Annotated in this window: 16 protein-coding genes and 2 tRNA genes; 10 read left to right on the forward strand and 8 right to left on the reverse strand. The window is 58.8% G+C overall.

Features of this window, described 5'->3' with window-relative positions:
• Positions 1-103: 103 nt before the first annotated feature.
• The 6 genes from DJ564_RS27515 to hemA all read right to left on the reverse strand — a co-directional run bounded on the left by DJ564_RS27515 (position 104) and on the right by hemA (position 5,470).
• Complete coding sequence (locus tag DJ564_RS27515; RefSeq protein WP_109634796.1) at positions 104-622, reverse strand: acyloxyacyl hydrolase; 519 nt, start codon at positions 620-622, stop codon at positions 104-106.
• A 115-nt stretch (positions 623-737) separates the two neighbouring features.
• Entirely contained in the window at positions 738-1,529 is a 792-nt protein-coding gene (murI, locus tag DJ564_RS27520; RefSeq protein ID WP_109634798.1) for a glutamate racemase, read from the reverse strand.
• On the reverse strand, positions 1,522-2,277 hold the full coding sequence (locus DJ564_RS27525; RefSeq protein ID WP_109634799.1) for a molybdopterin-synthase adenylyltransferase MoeB: 756 nt from the start codon (positions 2,275-2,277) through the stop codon (positions 1,522-1,524). The genes murI and DJ564_RS27525 overlap by 8 nt, the downstream gene beginning before the upstream one ends.
• Entirely contained in the window at positions 2,271-3,101 is an 831-nt protein-coding gene (gene prmC / locus DJ564_RS27530; protein WP_109634801.1) for a peptide chain release factor N(5)-glutamine methyltransferase, read from the reverse strand. The genes DJ564_RS27525 and prmC overlap by 7 nt, the downstream gene beginning before the upstream one ends.
• Positions 3,102-4,184, reverse strand: coding sequence for a peptide chain release factor 1 (gene prfA, locus DJ564_RS27535; protein ID WP_109634803.1), 1,083 nt, complete (start codon positions 4,182-4,184; stop codon positions 3,102-3,104). It lies immediately after the preceding gene.
• A complete protein-coding gene (gene hemA / locus DJ564_RS27540; protein ID WP_046053450.1) occupies positions 4,181-5,470 on the reverse strand; it encodes a glutamyl-tRNA reductase in 1,290 nt (429 codons plus the stop codon). The genes prfA and hemA overlap by 4 nt, the downstream gene beginning before the upstream one ends.
• Positions 5,471-5,652: 182 nt before the next feature.
• On the opposite strand from hemA, the gene DJ564_RS27545 reads away from it, so the two are divergent.
• The 8 genes from DJ564_RS27545 (at position 5,653) to ychF (ending at position 12,573) form a co-directional block, all read left to right on the forward strand.
• Positions 5,653-7,377, forward strand: coding sequence for a tetratricopeptide repeat protein (locus DJ564_RS27545; RefSeq protein WP_109634805.1), 1,725 nt, complete (start codon positions 5,653-5,655; stop codon positions 7,375-7,377).
• A gap of 4 nt (positions 7,378-7,381) precedes the next feature.
• The gene (gene lolB / locus DJ564_RS27550) at positions 7,382-7,999 is read left to right on the forward strand and encodes a lipoprotein insertase outer membrane protein LolB (RefSeq protein ID WP_109634806.1); all 618 of its coding nucleotides are present in this window, start codon (positions 7,382-7,384) and stop codon (positions 7,997-7,999) included.
• Between the two features lie 2 nt (positions 8,000-8,001).
• Positions 8,002-8,853 (forward strand): 4-(cytidine 5'-diphospho)-2-C-methyl-D-erythritol kinase, encoded by an 852-nt coding sequence (gene ispE, locus DJ564_RS27555; RefSeq protein ID WP_109634808.1) that lies wholly within the window; start codon positions 8,002-8,004, stop codon positions 8,851-8,853.
• A gap of 36 nt (positions 8,854-8,889) precedes the next feature.
• Positions 8,890-8,964, forward strand: a tRNA-Gln gene (locus DJ564_RS27560).
• Positions 8,965-9,010: 46 nt separating this feature from the next.
• Positions 9,011-9,952 (forward strand): ribose-phosphate pyrophosphokinase, encoded by a 942-nt coding sequence (locus DJ564_RS27565; RefSeq protein ID WP_003208392.1) that lies wholly within the window; start codon positions 9,011-9,013, stop codon positions 9,950-9,952.
• A gap of 141 nt (positions 9,953-10,093) precedes the next feature.
• Positions 10,094-10,696 (forward strand): 50S ribosomal protein L25/general stress protein Ctc, encoded by a 603-nt coding sequence (locus tag DJ564_RS27570; RefSeq protein WP_109634809.1) that lies wholly within the window; start codon positions 10,094-10,096, stop codon positions 10,694-10,696.
• A 169-nt stretch (positions 10,697-10,865) separates the two neighbouring features.
• The gene (gene pth, locus DJ564_RS27575; protein ID WP_046030136.1) at positions 10,866-11,450 is read left to right on the forward strand and encodes an aminoacyl-tRNA hydrolase; all 585 of its coding nucleotides are present in this window, start codon (positions 10,866-10,868) and stop codon (positions 11,448-11,450) included.
• 22 nt (positions 11,451-11,472) lie between these two features.
• Complete coding sequence (ychF, locus tag DJ564_RS27580) at positions 11,473-12,573, forward strand: redox-regulated ATPase YchF (RefSeq protein WP_046053455.1); 1,101 nt, start codon at positions 11,473-11,475, stop codon at positions 12,571-12,573.
• Between the two features lie 200 nt (positions 12,574-12,773).
• On the opposite strand, the gene DJ564_RS27585 is transcribed toward ychF, so the two are convergent.
• Complete coding sequence (locus DJ564_RS27585) at positions 12,774-13,991, reverse strand: MFS transporter (RefSeq protein ID WP_109634811.1); 1,218 nt, start codon at positions 13,989-13,991, stop codon at positions 12,774-12,776.
• A 332-nt stretch (positions 13,992-14,323) separates the two neighbouring features.
• On the opposite strand from DJ564_RS27585, the gene DJ564_RS27590 reads away from it, so the two are divergent.
• The gene (locus tag DJ564_RS27590) at positions 14,324-16,381 is read left to right on the forward strand and encodes a methyl-accepting chemotaxis protein (protein ID WP_109634813.1); all 2,058 of its coding nucleotides are present in this window, start codon (positions 14,324-14,326) and stop codon (positions 16,379-16,381) included.
• Between the two features lie 116 nt (positions 16,382-16,497).
• Positions 16,498-16,574: transfer RNA gene (locus DJ564_RS27595), tRNA-Met, on the forward strand.
• A 72-nt stretch (positions 16,575-16,646) separates the two neighbouring features.
• Here DJ564_RS27595 and DJ564_RS27600 read toward each other — a convergent pair.
• Positions 16,647-17,756, reverse strand: coding sequence for a DUF2817 domain-containing protein (locus tag DJ564_RS27600; protein WP_109634814.1), 1,110 nt, complete (start codon positions 17,754-17,756; stop codon positions 16,647-16,649).
• Positions 17,757-17,832 lie beyond the last annotated feature (76 nt).

The raw sequence follows: 17,832 nt of genomic DNA on the forward strand, positions 1-17,832 counted from the left end.
GGAGCGGGCTTGCTCGCGAAAGCGGTTTAACATTCAACATTGATGTTGACTGACAGTCCGCTTTCGCGAGCAAGCCCGCTCCCAGATTTGACCGAGTCCAGCCTTACAACGGCATCGTGTAGTGCAGCGCGTAGCTTTCTACACCGTTGTTCGGGCTACTGAGCCCGGCATTGGAATAGTGCGTCGCACGAATCCCGACTTCATGCCCGCCCGCAAAGCGCAGGCCAAAGCCGAACCGGTCTTCGAACTGAAAGGCACTGCCGAGTTGATTGTTTTCGACTTCAGTATTGGCGAACACCGCGACGCCAACGCCCAACTCCACGTAGGGCTTGACGGTCTGGCCGGAAAATTCGTAAACCAGCACCGGCGAGAACGACAGGCTGTGGTTGCTGGAGGACTCGTCGCCGTCCCAGTAGGTGTAGGCGCCGCTCCAGTAACCGGTCAAACGACCGACATCACTCTGCAACCAGCTCTTGTCCCAATCGAATTGCATGCCCAATCGATAGGTCATGGTCGACTCGCTGGTCTGGCCGACCGCGAACTCCACGCCTGCTGCCTGTGCGGTAAAACTGTGCCCCATCAGTGCGGCCGCAATCGCGGCCAAGCAGAATAGTCGCTTCATTAGAAACATCCTTTTCCGAACGATTTCGTAAGGTTTTTTTTGTTGCTCACCGCTATAGAAGTCGACGTTTAATCAGAAGTTCACCCCAATTATTCGTTTGCCCCAGGATTTTTGTTTACCCCTTGAAGCTTTGCACAACGCCGGCGCTATTCCACAGGATCGGCAAGATATTTCTGAAATGCTCCGGATCGGCACTCGTCCAGAACTGCGCAGCACGTGCAGGCCCATCGGCGAGCAATTCACGCTCGGCCAACAAGCGCTGAAGTTGCCGCGCCACAGCGGCACCGGTATCAATCAAGCTGATGTCATCGGGGATCATCTGCTTAAGCAATGGCTTTAGGAAGGGATAATGCGTGCAGCCCAGAATTATTGTGTCGCACCCGGCGCCGAGCAGCGGCCCGACGTACCCGGCCAGCAAATGACGCAATGCCTCACTGTGCAGATCGCCATTTTCAATCAGCTCCACCAGGCCGGGGCACGGCTGAGTGATGACGCGTACATCGGTGGCGAAACGGTCGAGCAAGGCGGCGAACTTGGCGCTCTGCAACGTGCCGGTGGTGGCGAGCACACCCACCACACCGCTGCGGGTGGCGGCAGCGGCAGGTTTGACGGCGGGCTCCATGCCGACGATGGGCCACTCGGGATAATCGCGTCGCAAGTCTGCAACGCCAGCGACGGTCGCCGTGTTGCACGCCAGCACCAGGGCCTTCGCGCCCTGCTGCTGGAAGAATTCGGCCATCACGCTGCAACGCTGCTGGATGAATGCCGGGGTTTTCTCGCCATAAGGAATGTTGCCGCAATCGGCGACGTACAGCAGAGACTCGTTGGGCAGCAAGCGCTGGATCTCGGCCAATACCGAAAGCCCGCCGACGCCGGAGTCGAACACGCCGATCGGCGCTTCACGCATGTTTCGAACCACAGACGCTGCAGCCCGGATCACGCTTGACCCGTAGTTCACGGAAGCGCGAGCCCAAGGCATCGATCAACAACAGGCGCCCCACCAGTGGTTCGCCGAAACCCACCAGCAATTTCAGGGCTTCCAGCGCCTGGAGACTGCCCACCAACCCAACCAGTGGACCGACGACGCCGGCTTCACTGCAGGTCAATTCGGCTTCGCTGCCGTGACCGTATAAACAGTGGTAACACGGGCTTTCCGGGCGGCGCGGGTCGAACACCGACAATTGCCCTTCAAGACGAATAGCCGCGCCGCTGACCAGCGGTTTGCCGGCGGCAACGCACGCGGCATTGACCGCTTCGCGGGTGGAAAAATTGTCGGAGCAGTCCAGCACCAAATCCACTGCAGACACGGCGGCGGCCAGGGAGTCTTCGTCCAGCGCGGTGCGATGGGCGATCAATTGGATCTCGGGATTGATTGCGCTCAAACGGCGGATCGCCGAATCAACTTTGCTCAGGCCAACGCTGTCGGTGTCGTGAACAATCTGGCGTTGCAGGTTGGTCAGGTCGACCGTGTCGAAGTCCGCCAAATGCATCTCACCAACGCCGGCTGCTGCCAGATACAACGCGACCGGTGAGCCAAGACCGCCGAGGCCGACGATCAATACGCGGCTTTCTTTCAGTCGCAGCTGGCCGTCGATGTCGACGTGTTGCAACAGAATCTGCCGGCTATAGCGCAACAATTCCTGATCATTCAGCACGGCAGGCGCCCCAGGCTGATACGTTCGTGACCGCCCAGATCGGTGCGGCTGTGGACTTCTTCAAAGCCGCGGGTCAGCAGCAAATCGCGTACGGCCACGGCTTGATCGTAACCGTGTTCGAGCATCAGCCAGCCACCCGCCTCCAGATAATCCGGCGCCTGGGCGACGATCAGACGCAAATCGTCGAGCCCGTCGACACCGGCGACCAAGGCGCTGGCCGGTTCAAAGCGCACATCACCTTCCACCAGATGCGGATCGGCGGAAGCGATGTAAGGCGGGTTGCTGATGATCAATTGAAAACGCTGACCTTCCAAGGCGCTGAACCAGTGGCTGCTCAGCACGATGACGTTGTTCAGGTGCAGGCGCTGACGATTGCGCTCGGCCAGCGCCACGGCTTCGAGCACGCGGTCCACGGCGGTCACTTTCCACGCCGGACGTTCGCTGGCCAGAGCCAAGGCAATGGCGCCGCTGCCGGTGCCGAGATCCAGGACCTTGGCCGGTGTCGCAGGCAACAATTCCAGCGCAGCTTCCACCAGCAATTCGGTATCCGGGCGCGGGATCAGCGTGTGCGGCGCGACTTCCAGATCAAGCTTCCAGAACCCTTGCTGCCCCAGAATGTAGGCCACTGGCTCACCGCCACGACGACGTTGCAGGAACTCAGCAAATTTCAGCGCCGCTTCGCTCGGCACGATGCGTTCCGGCCAGGTGTGCAGAAAGCTGCGGGACTTGCCCAAGGCAGCGGCCAGCAACAATTCGGCATCCAGGCGCGCCGTGGGCGAATCGGGCAAATCGGCGGCGCGCAACAAACTGGCAATGATCGTCATTTACTCACCTATCGCTGCCAATTGATCGGCCTGGAACTCGGCCAGTAACGGTTCGATCACCGCTTCGACACCACCCGCGAGGATTTCGTCGAGGGAATACAGCGTCAAGTTGACCCGGTGATCGGTCACCCGGCCCTGAGCAAAGTTGTAGGTGCGGATGCGCTCGGAGCGATCACCCGAACCGACCAGCAACTTACGCTCGCTGGCGATCGCATTGGCGGCGGCGCTGGTCTGCTGATCGTTGAGTTTGGCCGACAGCCAGGACATCGCCCGGGCGCGGTTCTTGTGCTGGGAACGTTCTTCCTGGCACTCGACGACGATACCGGACGGCAAGTGCGTGATGCGGATCGCCGAGTCGGTCTTGTTGACGTGCTGGCCGCCGGCACCGGAGGATCGATAGGTATCGACCCGCAAATCCGCCGGGTTGATCTCGATCGTTTCCTGCTCATCCGGCTCGGGCAACACGGCCACGGTGCAGGCCGAGGTGTGGATTCGCCCTTGGGACTCTGTGGCCGGAACCCGTTGCACGCGGTGCGCGCCGGATTCGAATTTCAGTTTGCCGTAAACGTTCTCGCCTTCAACCCGGGCGATGACTTCTTTATAGCCGCCATGCTCGCCGATGTTCTCGGAGAGGATTTCCACCCGCCAGCCGCGACGCTCGGCGTAACGCGAATACATGCGGAACAGGTCGCCGGAGAAAATCGCCGCCTCGTCACCGCCGGTGCCGGCACGGATTTCGAGAAACACGTTGCGCCCGTCATTCGGGTCCTTGGGCAGCAGCATGCGTTGCAGGCTGGCTTCGATGTCGATCAGCTGCTCTTTGGCTTCGCGAACTTCTTCCACGGCCATTTCACGCATGTCCGGGTCGCTGTCCTTGAGCAGTGCCTGGGCGCCTTCGAGGTCGTCCTGCACTTTTAGCAGCTGTTTATAGGTGGCGACAATCGGTTCGACTTCCGCGTATTCCTTGGAATAGGTGCGGAACTTGTTCTGATCGGAAATGACTTCGCCATCGCCAAGCAAGGCGGTCAATTCCTCGAAACGGTCCTGGAGGATGTCCAGCTTATTGAGCAGTGACGCTTTCATTGCGGTTTCTTATCCGAAAAGCTATCCGATGAGCCCTCATTCAGGGCAAAGAGTTCCTGGGCCATGGCCAGCGCATCGAGGCGGCCTTCGGCAGAGAGCTTTTTCAACTGCACGCTCGGGGCGTGCAAGAGTTTGTTGGTCAGGCCTCGTGCCAATTGCACCAGCACGTCTTCGGCGCTGCTGCCGTTGGCCAGCATGCGCTGGGCCTTCTGCAATTCTTCGTCGCGCATGCGCTCGCTTTGTTGGCGATAGGCCTTGAGCACATCCACCGCCGCCAGCTCACGTAAGCGGACCATGAAATCTTCGGCACCGACCGAGACCATCTCTTCGGCCGCCTGGGCTGCGCCCTGCCGGCTCTTGAGGTTCTCGGCGACCACTTCGTGGAGATCATCGACGCTGTAGAGGTAAACGTCGTCCAACTCGCCGACTTCTGGCTCGATATCGCGCGGTACGGCGATGTCTACCATGAAGATCGGTTTGTGCTTGCGCAGTTTCAAGGCGCTTTCCACGGCGCCTTTGCCCAGGATCGGCAACTGGCTGGCAGTGGAACTGATCACGATGTCGCTGCGCACCAGCTCGGCCGGGATGTCCGAGAGCAAAACGGCATGGGCGCCAAACTGCTCGGCCAGGATGCTCGCGCGTTCCAGGGTCCGGTTGGCGACCACGATACGCTTCACACCCAGTTCATGCAGATGACGGGCGACCAGGGTGATGGTCTCGCCGGCACCAATCAGCAAAGCCTGGCTGCGTTGCAAGTCACTGAAAATCTGTTTCGCCAGGCTGACCGCGGCAAACGCCACGGACACCGGGTTCTCGCCGATGGCCGTGTCGGTGCGCACTTGTTTAGCGGCGTTGAACGTAGCTTGAAACAAACGCCCGAGCAGCGGACCGATGGTGCCGGCCTCACGCGCCACGGCGTAGGCCGATTTCATCTGACCGAGAATCTGCGGTTCGCCCAACACCAGCGAATCGAGCCCGGAAGCGACCCGCATCATGTGACGAACTGCCGCATCATCTTCGTGCACATAAGCGCTCGCGCGCAGCTCTTCGAGGCTCAAATGGTGATAATCGGCCAGCCAGCGCAAGATGATGTCAGCCGAAAGGTGATCCTGTTCTATATACAGTTCACTGCGATTGCAGGTGGAAAGGATCGCAGCTTCGCGGCTGTCGGTGAGTCGGCAGAGCTGCTGCAAGGCCTCCACCAGCTGCTCAGGGGTAAAGGCCACGCGCTCGCGGACGTCTACTGAAGCAGTCTTGTGGTTGATACCGAGTGCAAGGAAGGCCATTCAAGGTCGCTGATGGTGACGTGAAGCCGGCAATTGTCCTACTTCGACAGAGCCAGAACAACTACCGCTGACTATTGTCCCAATGACCTGCCTCTATAAAGGCATCCATCGAGACTCGGTTATGTTTGGCCGAAGGCTTGTGTCATGATGATCCGACCGCAGGTTAGTCGTCCTCTCTCTATATGAATAGATCTTCCGCGTTGCTCCTCGCTTTTGTCTTCCTCAGCGGCTGCCAGGTCTTGGCACCCGTTTCGTCGGACGGTACGCCGCCGGTCGAAGACAGCACTCCGGCCCCTGAAAAGCCCAAGGTTTACAGCTCATTCAGCGAAGAAACCGTCTTCAGCCTGTTGAGCGCCGAACTGGCTGGCCAGCGCAATCGTTTCGACATTGCCCTGGACAACTACGTCACCCAGGCCATCAACACCCAGGATCCGGGCATCTCCGAGCGGGCTTTCCGCATCGCCGAGTACCTGGGCGCCGATCAGGCTGCCCTGGATACCGCTTTGATCTGGGCGAAAAACGCCCCGGACGATCTTGAGGCGCAACGCGCGGCTGCCGTGCAACTGGCGCGCGCCGGGCGCTATGACGACTCCATGGTCTATATGGAGAAAGTCCTGCTCGGCAAGGGCGACACGCATTTCGACTTCCTGGCCCTGTCCGCGTCCGATACCGACCAGGACACGCGCAACGGCCTGATGAAAAGTTTTGACCGTTTATTGCAGCGCCACCCAAACAACAGCCAGTTGATTTTCGGCAAGGCCTTGCTGCTGCAACAGGACGGTGACGCCAAAGGCGCACTGGCGTTGCTGGAGGACAATCCGCCGGACGAAGGCGAAATTGCTCCGATTCTGCTGCGCGCGCGCCTGCTGCAAGTGCTCAACCGTGGCGATGAAGCCTTGCCGCTGCTGCAAAAAAGCATCAAGAAATACCCGGACGACAAACGCCTGCGCCTGACCTATGCACGCATGCTGGTTGAACAGGACCGCATGGACGACGCCAAAGTCGAGTTCTCCAGCCTGGTTCAGCAATACCCGGAAGACGACGAACTGCGTTACTCCCTGGCGCTGGTGTGCCTGGAAGCCAAGGCCTGGGACGAGGCCAAGGGTTACCTGGAAGACTTGATAGCCCGGGAAAGTCACGTCGATTCGGCGCACCTGAACCTCGGCCGCATCGCTGAAGAGCGCAACGATCCACAAGGCGCGTTGATCGAGTACGCTCAGGTCGGCCCCGGCAATGACTATCTGCCCGCGCAACTGCGCCAGACCGACATTCTGATCAACAATGGCAAGACCGCCGAAGCCCAGCGCCGTCTGGCAACCGAACGCGACGAGCAACCCGATTACGCGATCCAGTTGTACCTGATCGAAGCCGAGACCTTGTCTGCCAACAAGCAGCCCGACAAGGCCTGGCAGGTTCTGCAAACCGCGCTGCAAAAGTACCCGGACGATCTGAACCTGCTTTACACCCGCGCGATGCAGGCGGAAAAACGCAATGACCTGGCGCAGATGGAAAAAGACCTGCGCCTGATCATCAAACGCGACCCGGACAATGCAATGGCGTTGAACGCCCTCGGCTACACCCTGTCCGACCGTACGACGCGCTACGTCGAAGCCAAGGCCCTGATCGAACAAGCGCACCAGATCAACCCGGAAGACCCGGCGGTCCTTGACAGCCTCGGCTGGGTGCACTTCCGCCTGGGCAACCTCGATGAAGCCGAGCGCTACCTGCGTCAGGCCCTGGAGCGTTTTCCCGATCAGGAAGTCGCCGCTCACTTGGGCGAAGTCCTCTGGGCTAACGGCAAGCAAAGCGAAGCCAGGCAAATCTGGAGCAAGTTCCTCAAGGAACAACCCGACAGCCCCATCCTGCGCAGCACCATCAAGCGCCTGACCGGATCAGAGACTCTTTAAGATTATGTTTTTGCGCCACCTTATTGTTTTCAGCTTCATCGCCCTGCTCGCCGGTTGCGCGGGCTTCGGCGCTCGCGAATCGGTCCAGGGCCAAGGCAACCCGGCCCAATGGCGCGATTACAAACAACAGCTGACCAGCCTTGATGGTTGGCAGATCAACGGCAAGATCGGTATCCGCGCGCCCAAAGATTCGGGCAGCGGTACGCTGTTCTGGCTACAGCGACAGGACTACTACGACATCCGCCTTTCCGGCCCACTGGGTCGCGGCGCAGCTCGCTTGACGGGTCACCCTGGCAAAGTCTCGCTTGAAGTGGCCAATCAGGGCCGCTATGACGCCACGACACCGGAAGCGTTGGTCGAAGAACAGCTCGGCTGGAAGTTACCCGTTTCCAACCTGGCCTGGTGGGTTCGCGGGCTCCCGGCGCCGGACAGCAAAAGTCGCCTGACCCTGGATGCCGACAGCCGTCTGGCCAATCTCGAACAGGATGGCTGGCAGGTCGAATACCTGAGTTATGCCGAGCAAAACGGTTATTGGTTGCCCGAGCGGATCAAACTGCACGGCACAGACCTTGATATCACGCTGGTGATCAAGGAATGGCAACCACGCAAACTGGGGCAGTGAACATGACCGCTCCTCGCTTGACGCTACCCTCCCCGGCCAAACTCAATCTGATGCTGCACATCCTTGGTCGCCGTGAAGACGGTTATCACGAATTGCAGACGATTTTTCAGTTTCTCGATTACGGCGATGAAATCACCTTCGCCGTACGCGACGATGGTGTGATTCGGTTGCACACCGAATTCGACGGTGTTCCTCACGACAGCAATCTGATCGTCAAAGCCGCGAAAAAACTTCAGGAGCAATCCTGTTGTTCGCTCGGCATCGACATCTGGATCGAAAAAATCCTGCCCATGGGCGGTGGCATCGGTGGCGGCAGTTCAAATGCCGCGACGACTTTGCTGGGCCTCAATCATCTCTGGCAACTGGGTTGGGATGAGGATCGCCTGGCTGCGCTAGGCCTGACGCTGGGCGCCGACGTCCCGGTTTTCGTGCGTGGACACGCCGCTTTTGCCGAGGGCGTAGGGGAAAAACTCACCCCTGTAGACCCCGAAGAACCGTGGTATGTCGTGCTGGTGCCGCAAGTCTCTGTAAGTACAGCAGAAATTTTTTCAGATCCGTTGTTGACACGTAACTCTTCTCCCATTAAAGTGCGCCCCGTTCCCAAGGGAAACAGTCGAAATGACTGCTTACCGGTGGTAGCAAGGCGTTATCCAGATGTACGTAACGCTTTGAATTTGTTAGGTAAATTTACCGAAGCAAAACTCACCGGAACTGGAAGTTGTGTGTTTGGGGGCTTCCCAAGCAAAGCTGAAGCTGATAAAGTCTCGGCCCTTCTTACAGAGACCCTTACAGGGTTTGTAGCAAAAGGAAGCAACGTTTCGATGTTGCATCGCAAGCTGCAAAATCTGCTCTAAAGGAATCGATTACTGGGTAATCGTTGCAACAGATACAGGGGCGTCGCCAAGCGGTAAGGCAGCAGGTTTTGATCCTGCCATGCGTTGGTTCGAATCCAGCCGCCCCTGCCATTTTCCTATACTCATCCAGGTTACCCTCAGCCTTCAGGTACTGCGCGTGTCCAAGATGATGGTCTTTACGGGGAACGCTAACCCCGATCTGGCTCGGCGTGTTGTACGTCAGCTGCATATCCCTCTCGGTGACATCTCTGTCGGTAAGTTCTCCGACGGCGAAATTACTGCCGAGATCAATGAAAACGTCCGCGGTAAAGATGTCTTCATTATTCAGCCGACTTGCGCTCCGACCAACGATAACCTGATGGAACTGGTAGTGATGGCTGATGCCTTCCGCCGCTCCTCGGCTACTCGTATCACTGCTGTTATTCCTTACTTTGGTTATGCCCGTCAGGATCGCCGTCCGCGTTCCGCACGTGTGGCTATCAGCGCGAAAGTCGTTGCTGACATGCTTACCGTAGTCGGCATCGACCGTGTTCTCACGGTTGATCTGCATGCTGACCAAATCCAGGGTTTCTTCGATATTCCGGTAGATAACATCTACGGCTCCCCGGTATTGGTGGATGACATTGAAGATCAGCGCTTCGAAAACCTGATGATCGTTTCCCCGGACATTGGCGGCGTCGTGCGTGCACGTGCTGTTGCCAAATCCCTGGGCGTTGATCTCGGGATCATCGACAAACGCCGTGAGAAAGCCAATCACTCTGAAGTGATGCATATCATCGGTGATGTCGAAGGGCGTACCTGTATTCTGGTCGATGACATGGTCGATACCGCCGGCACTCTGTGCCACGCGGCCAAGGCCCTGAAAGAGCATGGCGCTGCCAAGGTTTTCGCCTACTGCACACACCCTGTGCTGTCCGGTCGGGCGATCGAAAACATTGAAAATTCCATGCTGGACGAACTGGTGGTGACTAACACCATCCCGTTGTCCGCTGCAGCTCAAGCCTGCTCGCGTATCCGTCAACTGGATATCGCGCCGGTAGTTGCCGAGGCGGTCCGCCGCATCAGCAATGAAGAATCGATCAGCGCGATGTTCCGTTAAGGGCCCTGCCCTTCTCGACTGTCTCGTTGACGAAAAGCGCCCCGCCCCGGCATTCCTGTCGGGGCGGGGCTTTTTTGCCCATATCGCCTTTAGCGCTGGTCGCAACCGCTGGGGCGAATGTGGTTATTTTGGAGATACAACATGAACGATTTTACTCTGAATGCTGAAGTGCGTTCCGACCTGGGGAAAGGTGCGAGCCGCCGCCTGCGTCGTCTCGCAAGCCTGGTTCCAGCTGTAGTTTACGGTGGCGAAAAAGCCCCTGAATCCATCAGCATGCTGGCTAAAGAAGTTGCCAAACTGCTCGAAAACGAAGCGGCTTACAGCCACATCATCGAGCTGAACGTTGGCGGCACCAAGCAAAACGTAATCATCAAAGCTCTGCAGCGTCACCCGGCCAAAGGCCACGTGTTGCACGCCGACTTCGTACGCGTTGTAGCTGGCCAGAAACTGACCGCTATCGTGCCTGTACACTTTGTTGGTGAAGAAGCTCCGATCAAGAAAGGCGGCGAAGTTTCGCACGTTGTTTCGGAAATCGAAGTGACCTGCCTGCCGAAGGACCTGCCTGAGTTCATCGAAGTCGACCTGGCTAACGCCGAAATCGGTTCGATCATTCACCTGTCCGACCTCAAAGCCCCTAAAGGCGTTGAGTTTGTTGCTCTGGCACACGGCGATGACAAGGCTGTTGCCAACGTCCACGCTCCACGTGTTGCTCCAGAAGCTACCGAAGAAGGCGAAGCAGAGTAATTTCACTCTGTTTGCCGGAGTGACTGGAAACATCGCGGACTAGAGCGTAGCGAGAAAGCGGGCGAGAACGCGGAGTTTACATAATGGTAAATGAGCACTTGTCGTCCACTTTCGCCGCACACACTGATTACGGCGATGTTATCCACCACTCCAAGGAAGGGCCCCTATCGTGACTGCCATCAAACTGATCGTTGGCCTGGGAAATCCAGGCGCTGAATACGAACAGACCCGGCATAACGCAGGGGCCCTTTTTGTTGAGCGCATCGCGAACGCACAGGGCGTAAACCTTGTGGCGGATCGCAAATATTTCGGCCTGACCGGTCGCTATTCGCACCAGGGTCAGGATGTTCGTCTGCTGATTCCCACCACGTACATGAACCGCAGCGGCCAGGCCGTCGCGGCACTCGCCGGTTTCTTCCGCATCAAGCCTGAAGAAATCCTCGTGGCGCATGACGAACTCGACCTGCCACCGGGCGTTGCCAAACTCAAACAGGGCGGCGGTCACGGCGGTCACAACGGGTTGCGCGACATCATTGCGCAACTGGGCAATCAGAATACCTTTCATCGCTTGCGGCTTGGCATTGGCCACCCGGGCGTTGCCAGTATGGTTTCAAATTTCGTCCTGGGTCGTGCGCCACGCGCCGAACAGGAAAAACTCGATGCCAGCATCGACTTTGCCCTCGGCGTGCTGCCGGATATCCTCGCCGGGGAATGGAACCGCGCGATGAAAAACCTGCACAGCCAGAAGGCCTGACTCTTATCCGAGGGGAAACACCATGGGATTCAATTGCGGCATCGTCGGCCTGCCTAACGTCGGCAAGTCCACCCTGTTCAACGCCCTGACCAAATCCGGGATCGCGGCCGAGAACTTCCCCTTCTGCACCATCGAGCCGAACACCGGTATCGTGCCGATGCCGGATTCGCGTCTGGAAGCCCTGGCGGCCATCGTCAATCCAAAGCGCATCCTGCCGACCACCATGGAATTCGTCGACATCGCGGGCCTGGTCGCCGGCGCCTCGAAAGGTGAAGGCCTGGGCAACAAATTCCTCGCCAACATCCGCGAGACCGATGCCATCGCCCACGTGGTCCGCTGCTTCGAAGACGAGAACGTGATTCACGTCTCCAACAGCGTCGACCCGAAACGCGACATCGAAATCATCGACCTGGAACTGATCTTCGCCGACCTCGACAGCTGTGAGAAGCAACTGCAGAAAGTCGCGCGTAACGCCAAGGGTGGTGACAAGGACGCCGTGGTCCAAAAAGGCCTGCTGGAGCAACTGATCGCTCACTTCACCCTCGGCAAGCCAGCGCGCACCCTGATGAAGACCATGGGCGCCGACGATAAAGCGGTGATTCGTGGTTTCCACCTGCTGACCACCAAGCCGGTCATGTACATCGCCAACGTCGCTGAAGACGGTTTCGAGAACAACCCGCTGCTGGACATCGTCAAAGCCATCGCCGAAGAAGAAGGCGCCATGGTGGTTCCGGTCTGCAACAAGATCGAAGCCGAAATCGCCGAGCTTGAAGACGGCGAAGAAAAAGACATGTTCCTCGAAGCCCTGGGCCTGGAAGAACCTGGCCTGAACCGCGTGATCCGCGCCGGCTACGAAATGCTGCACTTGCAGACCTACTTCACCGCCGGTGTCGAAGAGGTCCGCGCCTGGACCGTCCGCGTCGGTGCCACCGCACCACAAGCCGCTGGCGTGATCCACACCGACTTCGAAAAAGGCTTCATCCGCGCCGAAGTCATCGCCTACGACGACTTCATCCAGTACAAGGGCGAAGCCGGCACCAAAGAAGCCGGTAAATGGCGTCTGGAAGGCAAGGACTACATCGTTAAAGACGGCGACGTGATGCACTTCCGTTTCAACGTCTAAGTTTTCAAGACGAAACAGCCGCACAAGAAAAAGCCGCGTTTGATACGCGGCTTTTTTGTGCCTGAAACAATCATCCGCCACACCACCAAACCAATGTGGGAGCGAGCCTGCTCGCGATGGCGGAGTGTCAAACGACATCCATGGTGAATGTGAGACCGCAATCGCGAGCAGGCTCGCTCCCACAGGGGATTTGTGTTTGGTCAGGGCTTTTTGGTTCTTGGCAGCAAGATCGCCAGCACGCCTAACAACGGTAAGAACGAACACAGGTAGTACACGTATTCGATGCCGTGAATGTCAGCCAAATGCCCGAGTAACGCCGCGCCAATCCCGCCAAAACCGAACATCAATCCAAAGAACACCCCGGCAATCATCCCGACATTCCCCGGCACCAGTTCCTGGGCGTAAACCACAATCGCCGAGAACGCCGACGCGAGGATGAAGCCAATCACCACGCTGAGAATGCTGGTCCAGAACAGATCAACATGCGGCAGGATCAAGGTGAACGGCGCAACACCAAGGATCGAGAACCAGATCACCGCCTTACGCCCAATCTTGTCGCCGATGGGTCCACCGAAGAAGGTCCCCGCCGCCACGGCCCCCAGAAACAGGAACAGATGCAGCTGCGAACTGGCCACCGACAGGTCGAACTTTTCGATCAGGTAGAAGGTGAAGTAGCTGGTGAAGCTCGCCATGTAGAAATACTTGGAGAACACCAGCAGCCCGAGCACCACCAGCGCACTGATCACCCGACGTTTCGACAGCCCGTGAGTGGCGGCCTGACCTTGCTTGAGCTTGAACAGGTTCAAGTGATTGGCGTACCAGCGGCTGATCCGATAGAGCACGAACAGCGCAAACACGGCAAACAATCCGAACCACGCCACATGGCCCTGGCCGAACGGAATGATGATCGCCGCCGCCAGCAATGGACCAAAGGCTGAACCGGCATTACCGCCCACCTGAAAGGTCGATTGCGCCAAGCCGAACCGCCCACCCGAGGCCAGCCGTGCCACACGAGAGGCTTCGGGATGGAAGGTCGACGAGCCGATGCCGATCAACCCCGCCGCGAGCAGAATCATCGGGAAGCTCCCGACCACCGACATCATCAAAATGCCGATCAGCGTGCAGACCGTTCCCGCCGGCAGCAGCCAGGGTTTGGGATGGCGATCGGTGTGGTAACCGACCCACGGTTGCAACAATGACGCGGTCAGCTGAAAGGTCAGGGTAATCAATCCAACCTGGGTAAACGTCAGGCCATAGTTGGCCTTGAGCATCGGATAAATCGACGGCAGCACCGACTGGATCAAATCGTTGATCAAATGCGCCAGCGCCACCGCGCCGATGATGCGCATGACCAGCGGGCTGCTTTGTGGAGTCGCGGGTGCCGACGTCGCGCCGGTCTGAGCGTTCGTAATAGCCATGAGATTTTCCGTACAGCAGATGGGTGCACACGGGCAGGTGCGTCAATGTGCCATTTTTCAGTGCAGCAGCGCCATCCCCTTAGCCTGCTAACGACCTCGACTTTCATCGCCGAGAAGGTGATAGCGCAACGCCATGGTCTGAATCTTGCCTTGTTAATCCGCTTCAACGCGGCCCCTTACAAAGGGGACCGAGAATGGGAAGTTTCGCCACAGAGTCGGCCTACAGAGCTGACAAGGGTGAACTTTCGAGGCCTTTTAAAGGGGCACAAGTCGCGGTCGCAACGACCCCGACGCACGCCATTGGTGCGTGGTGTCCAGAGGAGTCATGGGGCATGCAGGCTTTTTTATCACCGGGGATTGGATTGCTGGGGCGTTTTGGCTTCGCACGCAAATTTCAGCTGTTGTTCCTGCTGTTTATCCTGCCGCTGGCGGGCAGCCTGTTGATGATCGGTCAGGACTATCGGGCCAAACTTAATTTGATCTCCGGCGAACGTGCCGGCGTTCGTCAACTGCTCGCCCTGGATGCGCTGGATAACCTGCTCGCCGCCCAACGTGACCGCGCGGCGCGTTGGCGCGCGACGGAAACCAATCGCCAGCCAACGCCTGCGACCCTTGCCGCGATGGCCGCGTTCGATGCGGTTCAACCCGCCGTCACCCAAGCCACCACAGACCTCGGTAATGCGCTTAAAACCGAAGGCGCCGAGGGTGAAACCCTGACCCGTTATCAGGCGCTGCAAACCGCACTCAACGGCCTCGACTCGAAAAACCTGAGCAGCGTCGGCTGGTGGCCGGATGGCTACGATCGTTTCACCAATGCCTTGAGTGCGCTGCAAGCCTTGCGCGAGCAGATCGCCATGGACAATCGCCTGACGCTCGCGCCGTGGCTGGAAACCTACCTGCTGACGCAAATCTCGACGCAACATGCGCCGGACCTGATTGAGCGGGTTGGCCGCCTGGCCAGTGTCGGCCAGGCGTCAGTAGTGTCCGGGCAGTTCACCCTGCAAAGCCGTCTGCAATTGCGCGACTTGCGCAGCCGCATCGGCGATGCCCGGGAACAGTTGGTGAAAACCGCCAGCCTCCTGGAAGCACGCCTGCCCAGCGCCTTGCAAAGCTGGGCCGGGCAATACCACGACAGCCTCAAGCATCTGGACGCCGAACTGAAAGTCCTCGATGACGGGGTCTTCGGCGGCAGCATCAAGCTCAAGCCGGAAGAGTTCGAACGCAGCCTCGACAGCCTGCTCACCGACCTCGCCTCACTGCGCCAGCAGTCGCTGGTGTCGCTGGATCAGCGTCTGGATTACTACCATGGCTCGGCGATTCGCCAGTTCATTCTGGTGGCGACAATCTTTGGCTGCCTGCTTTTGGCCGCGCTGTACCTGTTCATCTGCTTGCAGGCCTCGATCCGTCGCAGCGCCAGCGGTATCACCCTGCTGGCCGAAGCGTTGCGCGACGGCAACCTCAGCCTGCAAGTGCCGGTGCAGGGCCGCGACGAACTGGCGGCCATCAGCACCGCGCTGAATGTAGCGGTGGTGCAACTGCGCAACAGCTTGCTGGGGGTCGATCACGAAACCTTGCAGGTGAGCAATGCGGTGCGCACCCTCAACCATCACTCCAGCGGCGCCCTTGGCGAAGTTGAAGCGCAGCAGTTGCAGATCAGCCAGATCGCCGCTGCAGCCACGCAATTGGCGGCCACCTCGCAAGGGGTCGCCCAGAGTTGTGAACAGGCCTCCGGCAGCGCTCAACACACCCAGCGCATTGCGGCCGACAGCAGCCGCGACAGCCAACGCACCACGGCGAGCATTCAGCAGCTCAACCAGCGTTTGAACGAGACGGCGGCAGCACTTGGCCGGGTCAGCGAACAAGGGCAACAGATTCAATTGGTGGTCGACACCATTCGCGGCGTCGCCGAACAGACCAACCTGTTGGCGCTCAATGCGGCCATCGAAGCGGCTCGCGCTGGCGAACAAGGTCGCGGCTTTGCAGTGGTCGCGGATGAAGTGCGCAGCCTCTCGCAACGCACTCAATCCTCCACCGCGCAGATCGCCGGCACGGTCGACAGCCTGCGCAGCACGGTGAATGAAGCGGTAAACCTGATGGAAGCGGCCTGTAACCAGGCGCAAAGTGACGCCCAGTCGGTGACCGGTTTAGGCGAACGCCTCGGGGAAATTGCCCTGGCGGTACAAGGCGTGACCGACACCCTGGCGCAGATCGCCACGGCGGTTGAGGAACAGGCCTGCACTGCCGATGAAGTCAGTGGCAACATCCAGCAGGTCGATCAGGCAGCGGTAAGATTGCTCGAAGGCGCGCGGGCGGTGAACCTGGCAGCGGACACCTTGAGCCAGGGCAGCAAGGCCTTGAGTGCCAATACCGGGAGATTTCAGCTCAGTTGACGCCCTCCTCCGGTCCGGATTTTCGGCTCAGGTGGATAAGCGGTTGAAAGCGTAGAGAAATATTTTAGATTTACGCTTGACGCATCTGCATTACCGGTGAATAATGCGCGCCACTTGGCTACATAGCTCAGTTGGTTAGAGCATAGCATTCATAATGCTGGGGTCCGGGGTTCAAGTCCCTGTGTAGCCACCAAGTACTAAAAACGGCTTACCGAAAGGTAGGCCGTTTTTTTATGCCTCGAGAAAAGTGCCTCTCAACAGCACTTCAAGAACGAATCGTCGGCAACGCCGACAAGGCGCGCTCCCAAATCTGCCAGGTGCGCAGCCAGACCATCGCCTGCCAGTCGCTGTCGGCGGGATAGAACTGCTCCAGCAGATTCAATTTGATCTCCCGCCCTACCGCATCACCCGGATTGCCGTGCAGATGCAGCCAATGATCATCGCGCAAATGACGATGAACGTCCGGCCCCGGATACGTCCCGCACTCGATCACGAACGGCATCAGTTTTACCTGCGGCAGCGCATTGATCAGCGCCTGCGAGGTGTAGCCCGTAGCGGTGGCCGCCACACCGGTCTCACTCAAGGTGTCGGCGCTCGTGAGCAACGTGTAGAGCCACGGACCGTAGATGGCCTGCGCATCGGGCAGCGCGGGATAAGCGCCCTCGGTGATGGTCAGCAACATCGGATGACCGTATTCGCCAGCACCGGTGTGCAAGTCGAAACACATTGCGACCTCGCCATGGGAAACATGCTTATGCAGGATTTCGTGCAGCGTACGGTTCGACCAGCTCGGCGCCAGCCCGCCATAAAACAGACCATCGGGATGACCGTGCTGGCCACCCTCGACAATCGACATCACCGCCGACCAGCCGTGCTTTTGAATCTGCCCGTCGAGCAAGGCATCGGCGCGGTCACGTTCGGGCCCCCGCAACTCAGTGAACGCATAGATATCATGCAGCGCTGCGTAATCCCGATTGTCCGGCAGCGGACGTTCGAAGTTCAGGTGATTGCGGTTCAGGTCGATGTTGTCCTCGTTGACCCGACGCAGCCACGCGGTGCCCCAGGGATTGATCAGATGGATCATCACCACCGCGACATCGGCCGGCAGTGAACGCTTGCCCAACTCCTGCATCCATTTGATCTGGCATCCCGAACCATAGAAACCTTCCACCCCATGGGTGCCGCTCAACGCGATCAGAAGTCGCTTGGCGGCCGGATCGCCCAACACCGCCACATCGGTGCTCAAGGGCTCGCCGAATGGCCCTTTGAGTGGGTGAGGATACTCGGTCAACGTCGCTCCGGCCGCGGTCGCTGCCGCGAGGAATTGCTCACGTTGAGTGCGATAACTCGGCTGCGTGGGAAACTCGGTCTGCATGGCTGCCTCTTGTTGATCTTCTGACCCGTCTGTTGCCTTCGACCCTACAGAAAATCCGTCGACTGATGAAGGACAA

The organism is Pseudomonas sp. 31-12 (genome assembly GCF_003151075.1).
Lineage (GTDB): Bacteria > Pseudomonadota > Gammaproteobacteria > Pseudomonadales > Pseudomonadaceae > Aquipseudomonas.

Coding starts and splice junctions, on each gene's coding strand:
- DJ564_RS27515 (WP_109634796.1), bottom strand. CDS start 622: ATGAAGCGACTATTCTGCTTGGCCGCGATTGCGGCCGCACTGATGGGG.
- murI (WP_109634798.1), bottom strand. CDS start 1,529: ATGCGTGAAGCGCCGATCGGCGTGTTCGACTCCGGCGTCGGCGGGCTT.
- prmC (WP_109634801.1), bottom strand. CDS start 3,101: ATGACGATCATTGCCAGTTTGTTGCGCGCCGCCGATTTGCCCGATTCG.
- prfA (WP_109634803.1), bottom strand. CDS start 4,184: ATGAAAGCGTCACTGCTCAATAAGCTGGACATCCTCCAGGACCGTTTC.
- hemA (WP_046053450.1), bottom strand. CDS start 5,470: ATGGCCTTCCTTGCACTCGGTATCAACCACAAGACTGCTTCAGTAGAC.
- DJ564_RS27545 (WP_109634805.1), top strand. CDS start 5,653: ATGAATAGATCTTCCGCGTTGCTCCTCGCTTTTGTCTTCCTCAGCGGC.
- lolB (WP_109634806.1), top strand. CDS start 7,382: ATGTTTTTGCGCCACCTTATTGTTTTCAGCTTCATCGCCCTGCTCGCC.
- ispE (WP_109634808.1), top strand. CDS start 8,002: ATGACCGCTCCTCGCTTGACGCTACCCTCCCCGGCCAAACTCAATCTG.
- DJ564_RS27570 (WP_109634809.1), top strand. CDS start 10,094: ATGAACGATTTTACTCTGAATGCTGAAGTGCGTTCCGACCTGGGGAAA.
- ychF (WP_046053455.1), top strand. CDS start 11,473: ATGGGATTCAATTGCGGCATCGTCGGCCTGCCTAACGTCGGCAAGTCC.
- DJ564_RS27585 (WP_109634811.1), bottom strand. CDS start 13,991: ATGGCTATTACGAACGCTCAGACCGGCGCGACGTCGGCACCCGCGACT.
- DJ564_RS27590 (WP_109634813.1), top strand. CDS start 14,324: ATGCAGGCTTTTTTATCACCGGGGATTGGATTGCTGGGGCGTTTTGGC.
- DJ564_RS27600 (WP_109634814.1), bottom strand. CDS start 17,756: ATGCAGACCGAGTTTCCCACGCAGCCGAGTTATCGCACTCAACGTGAG.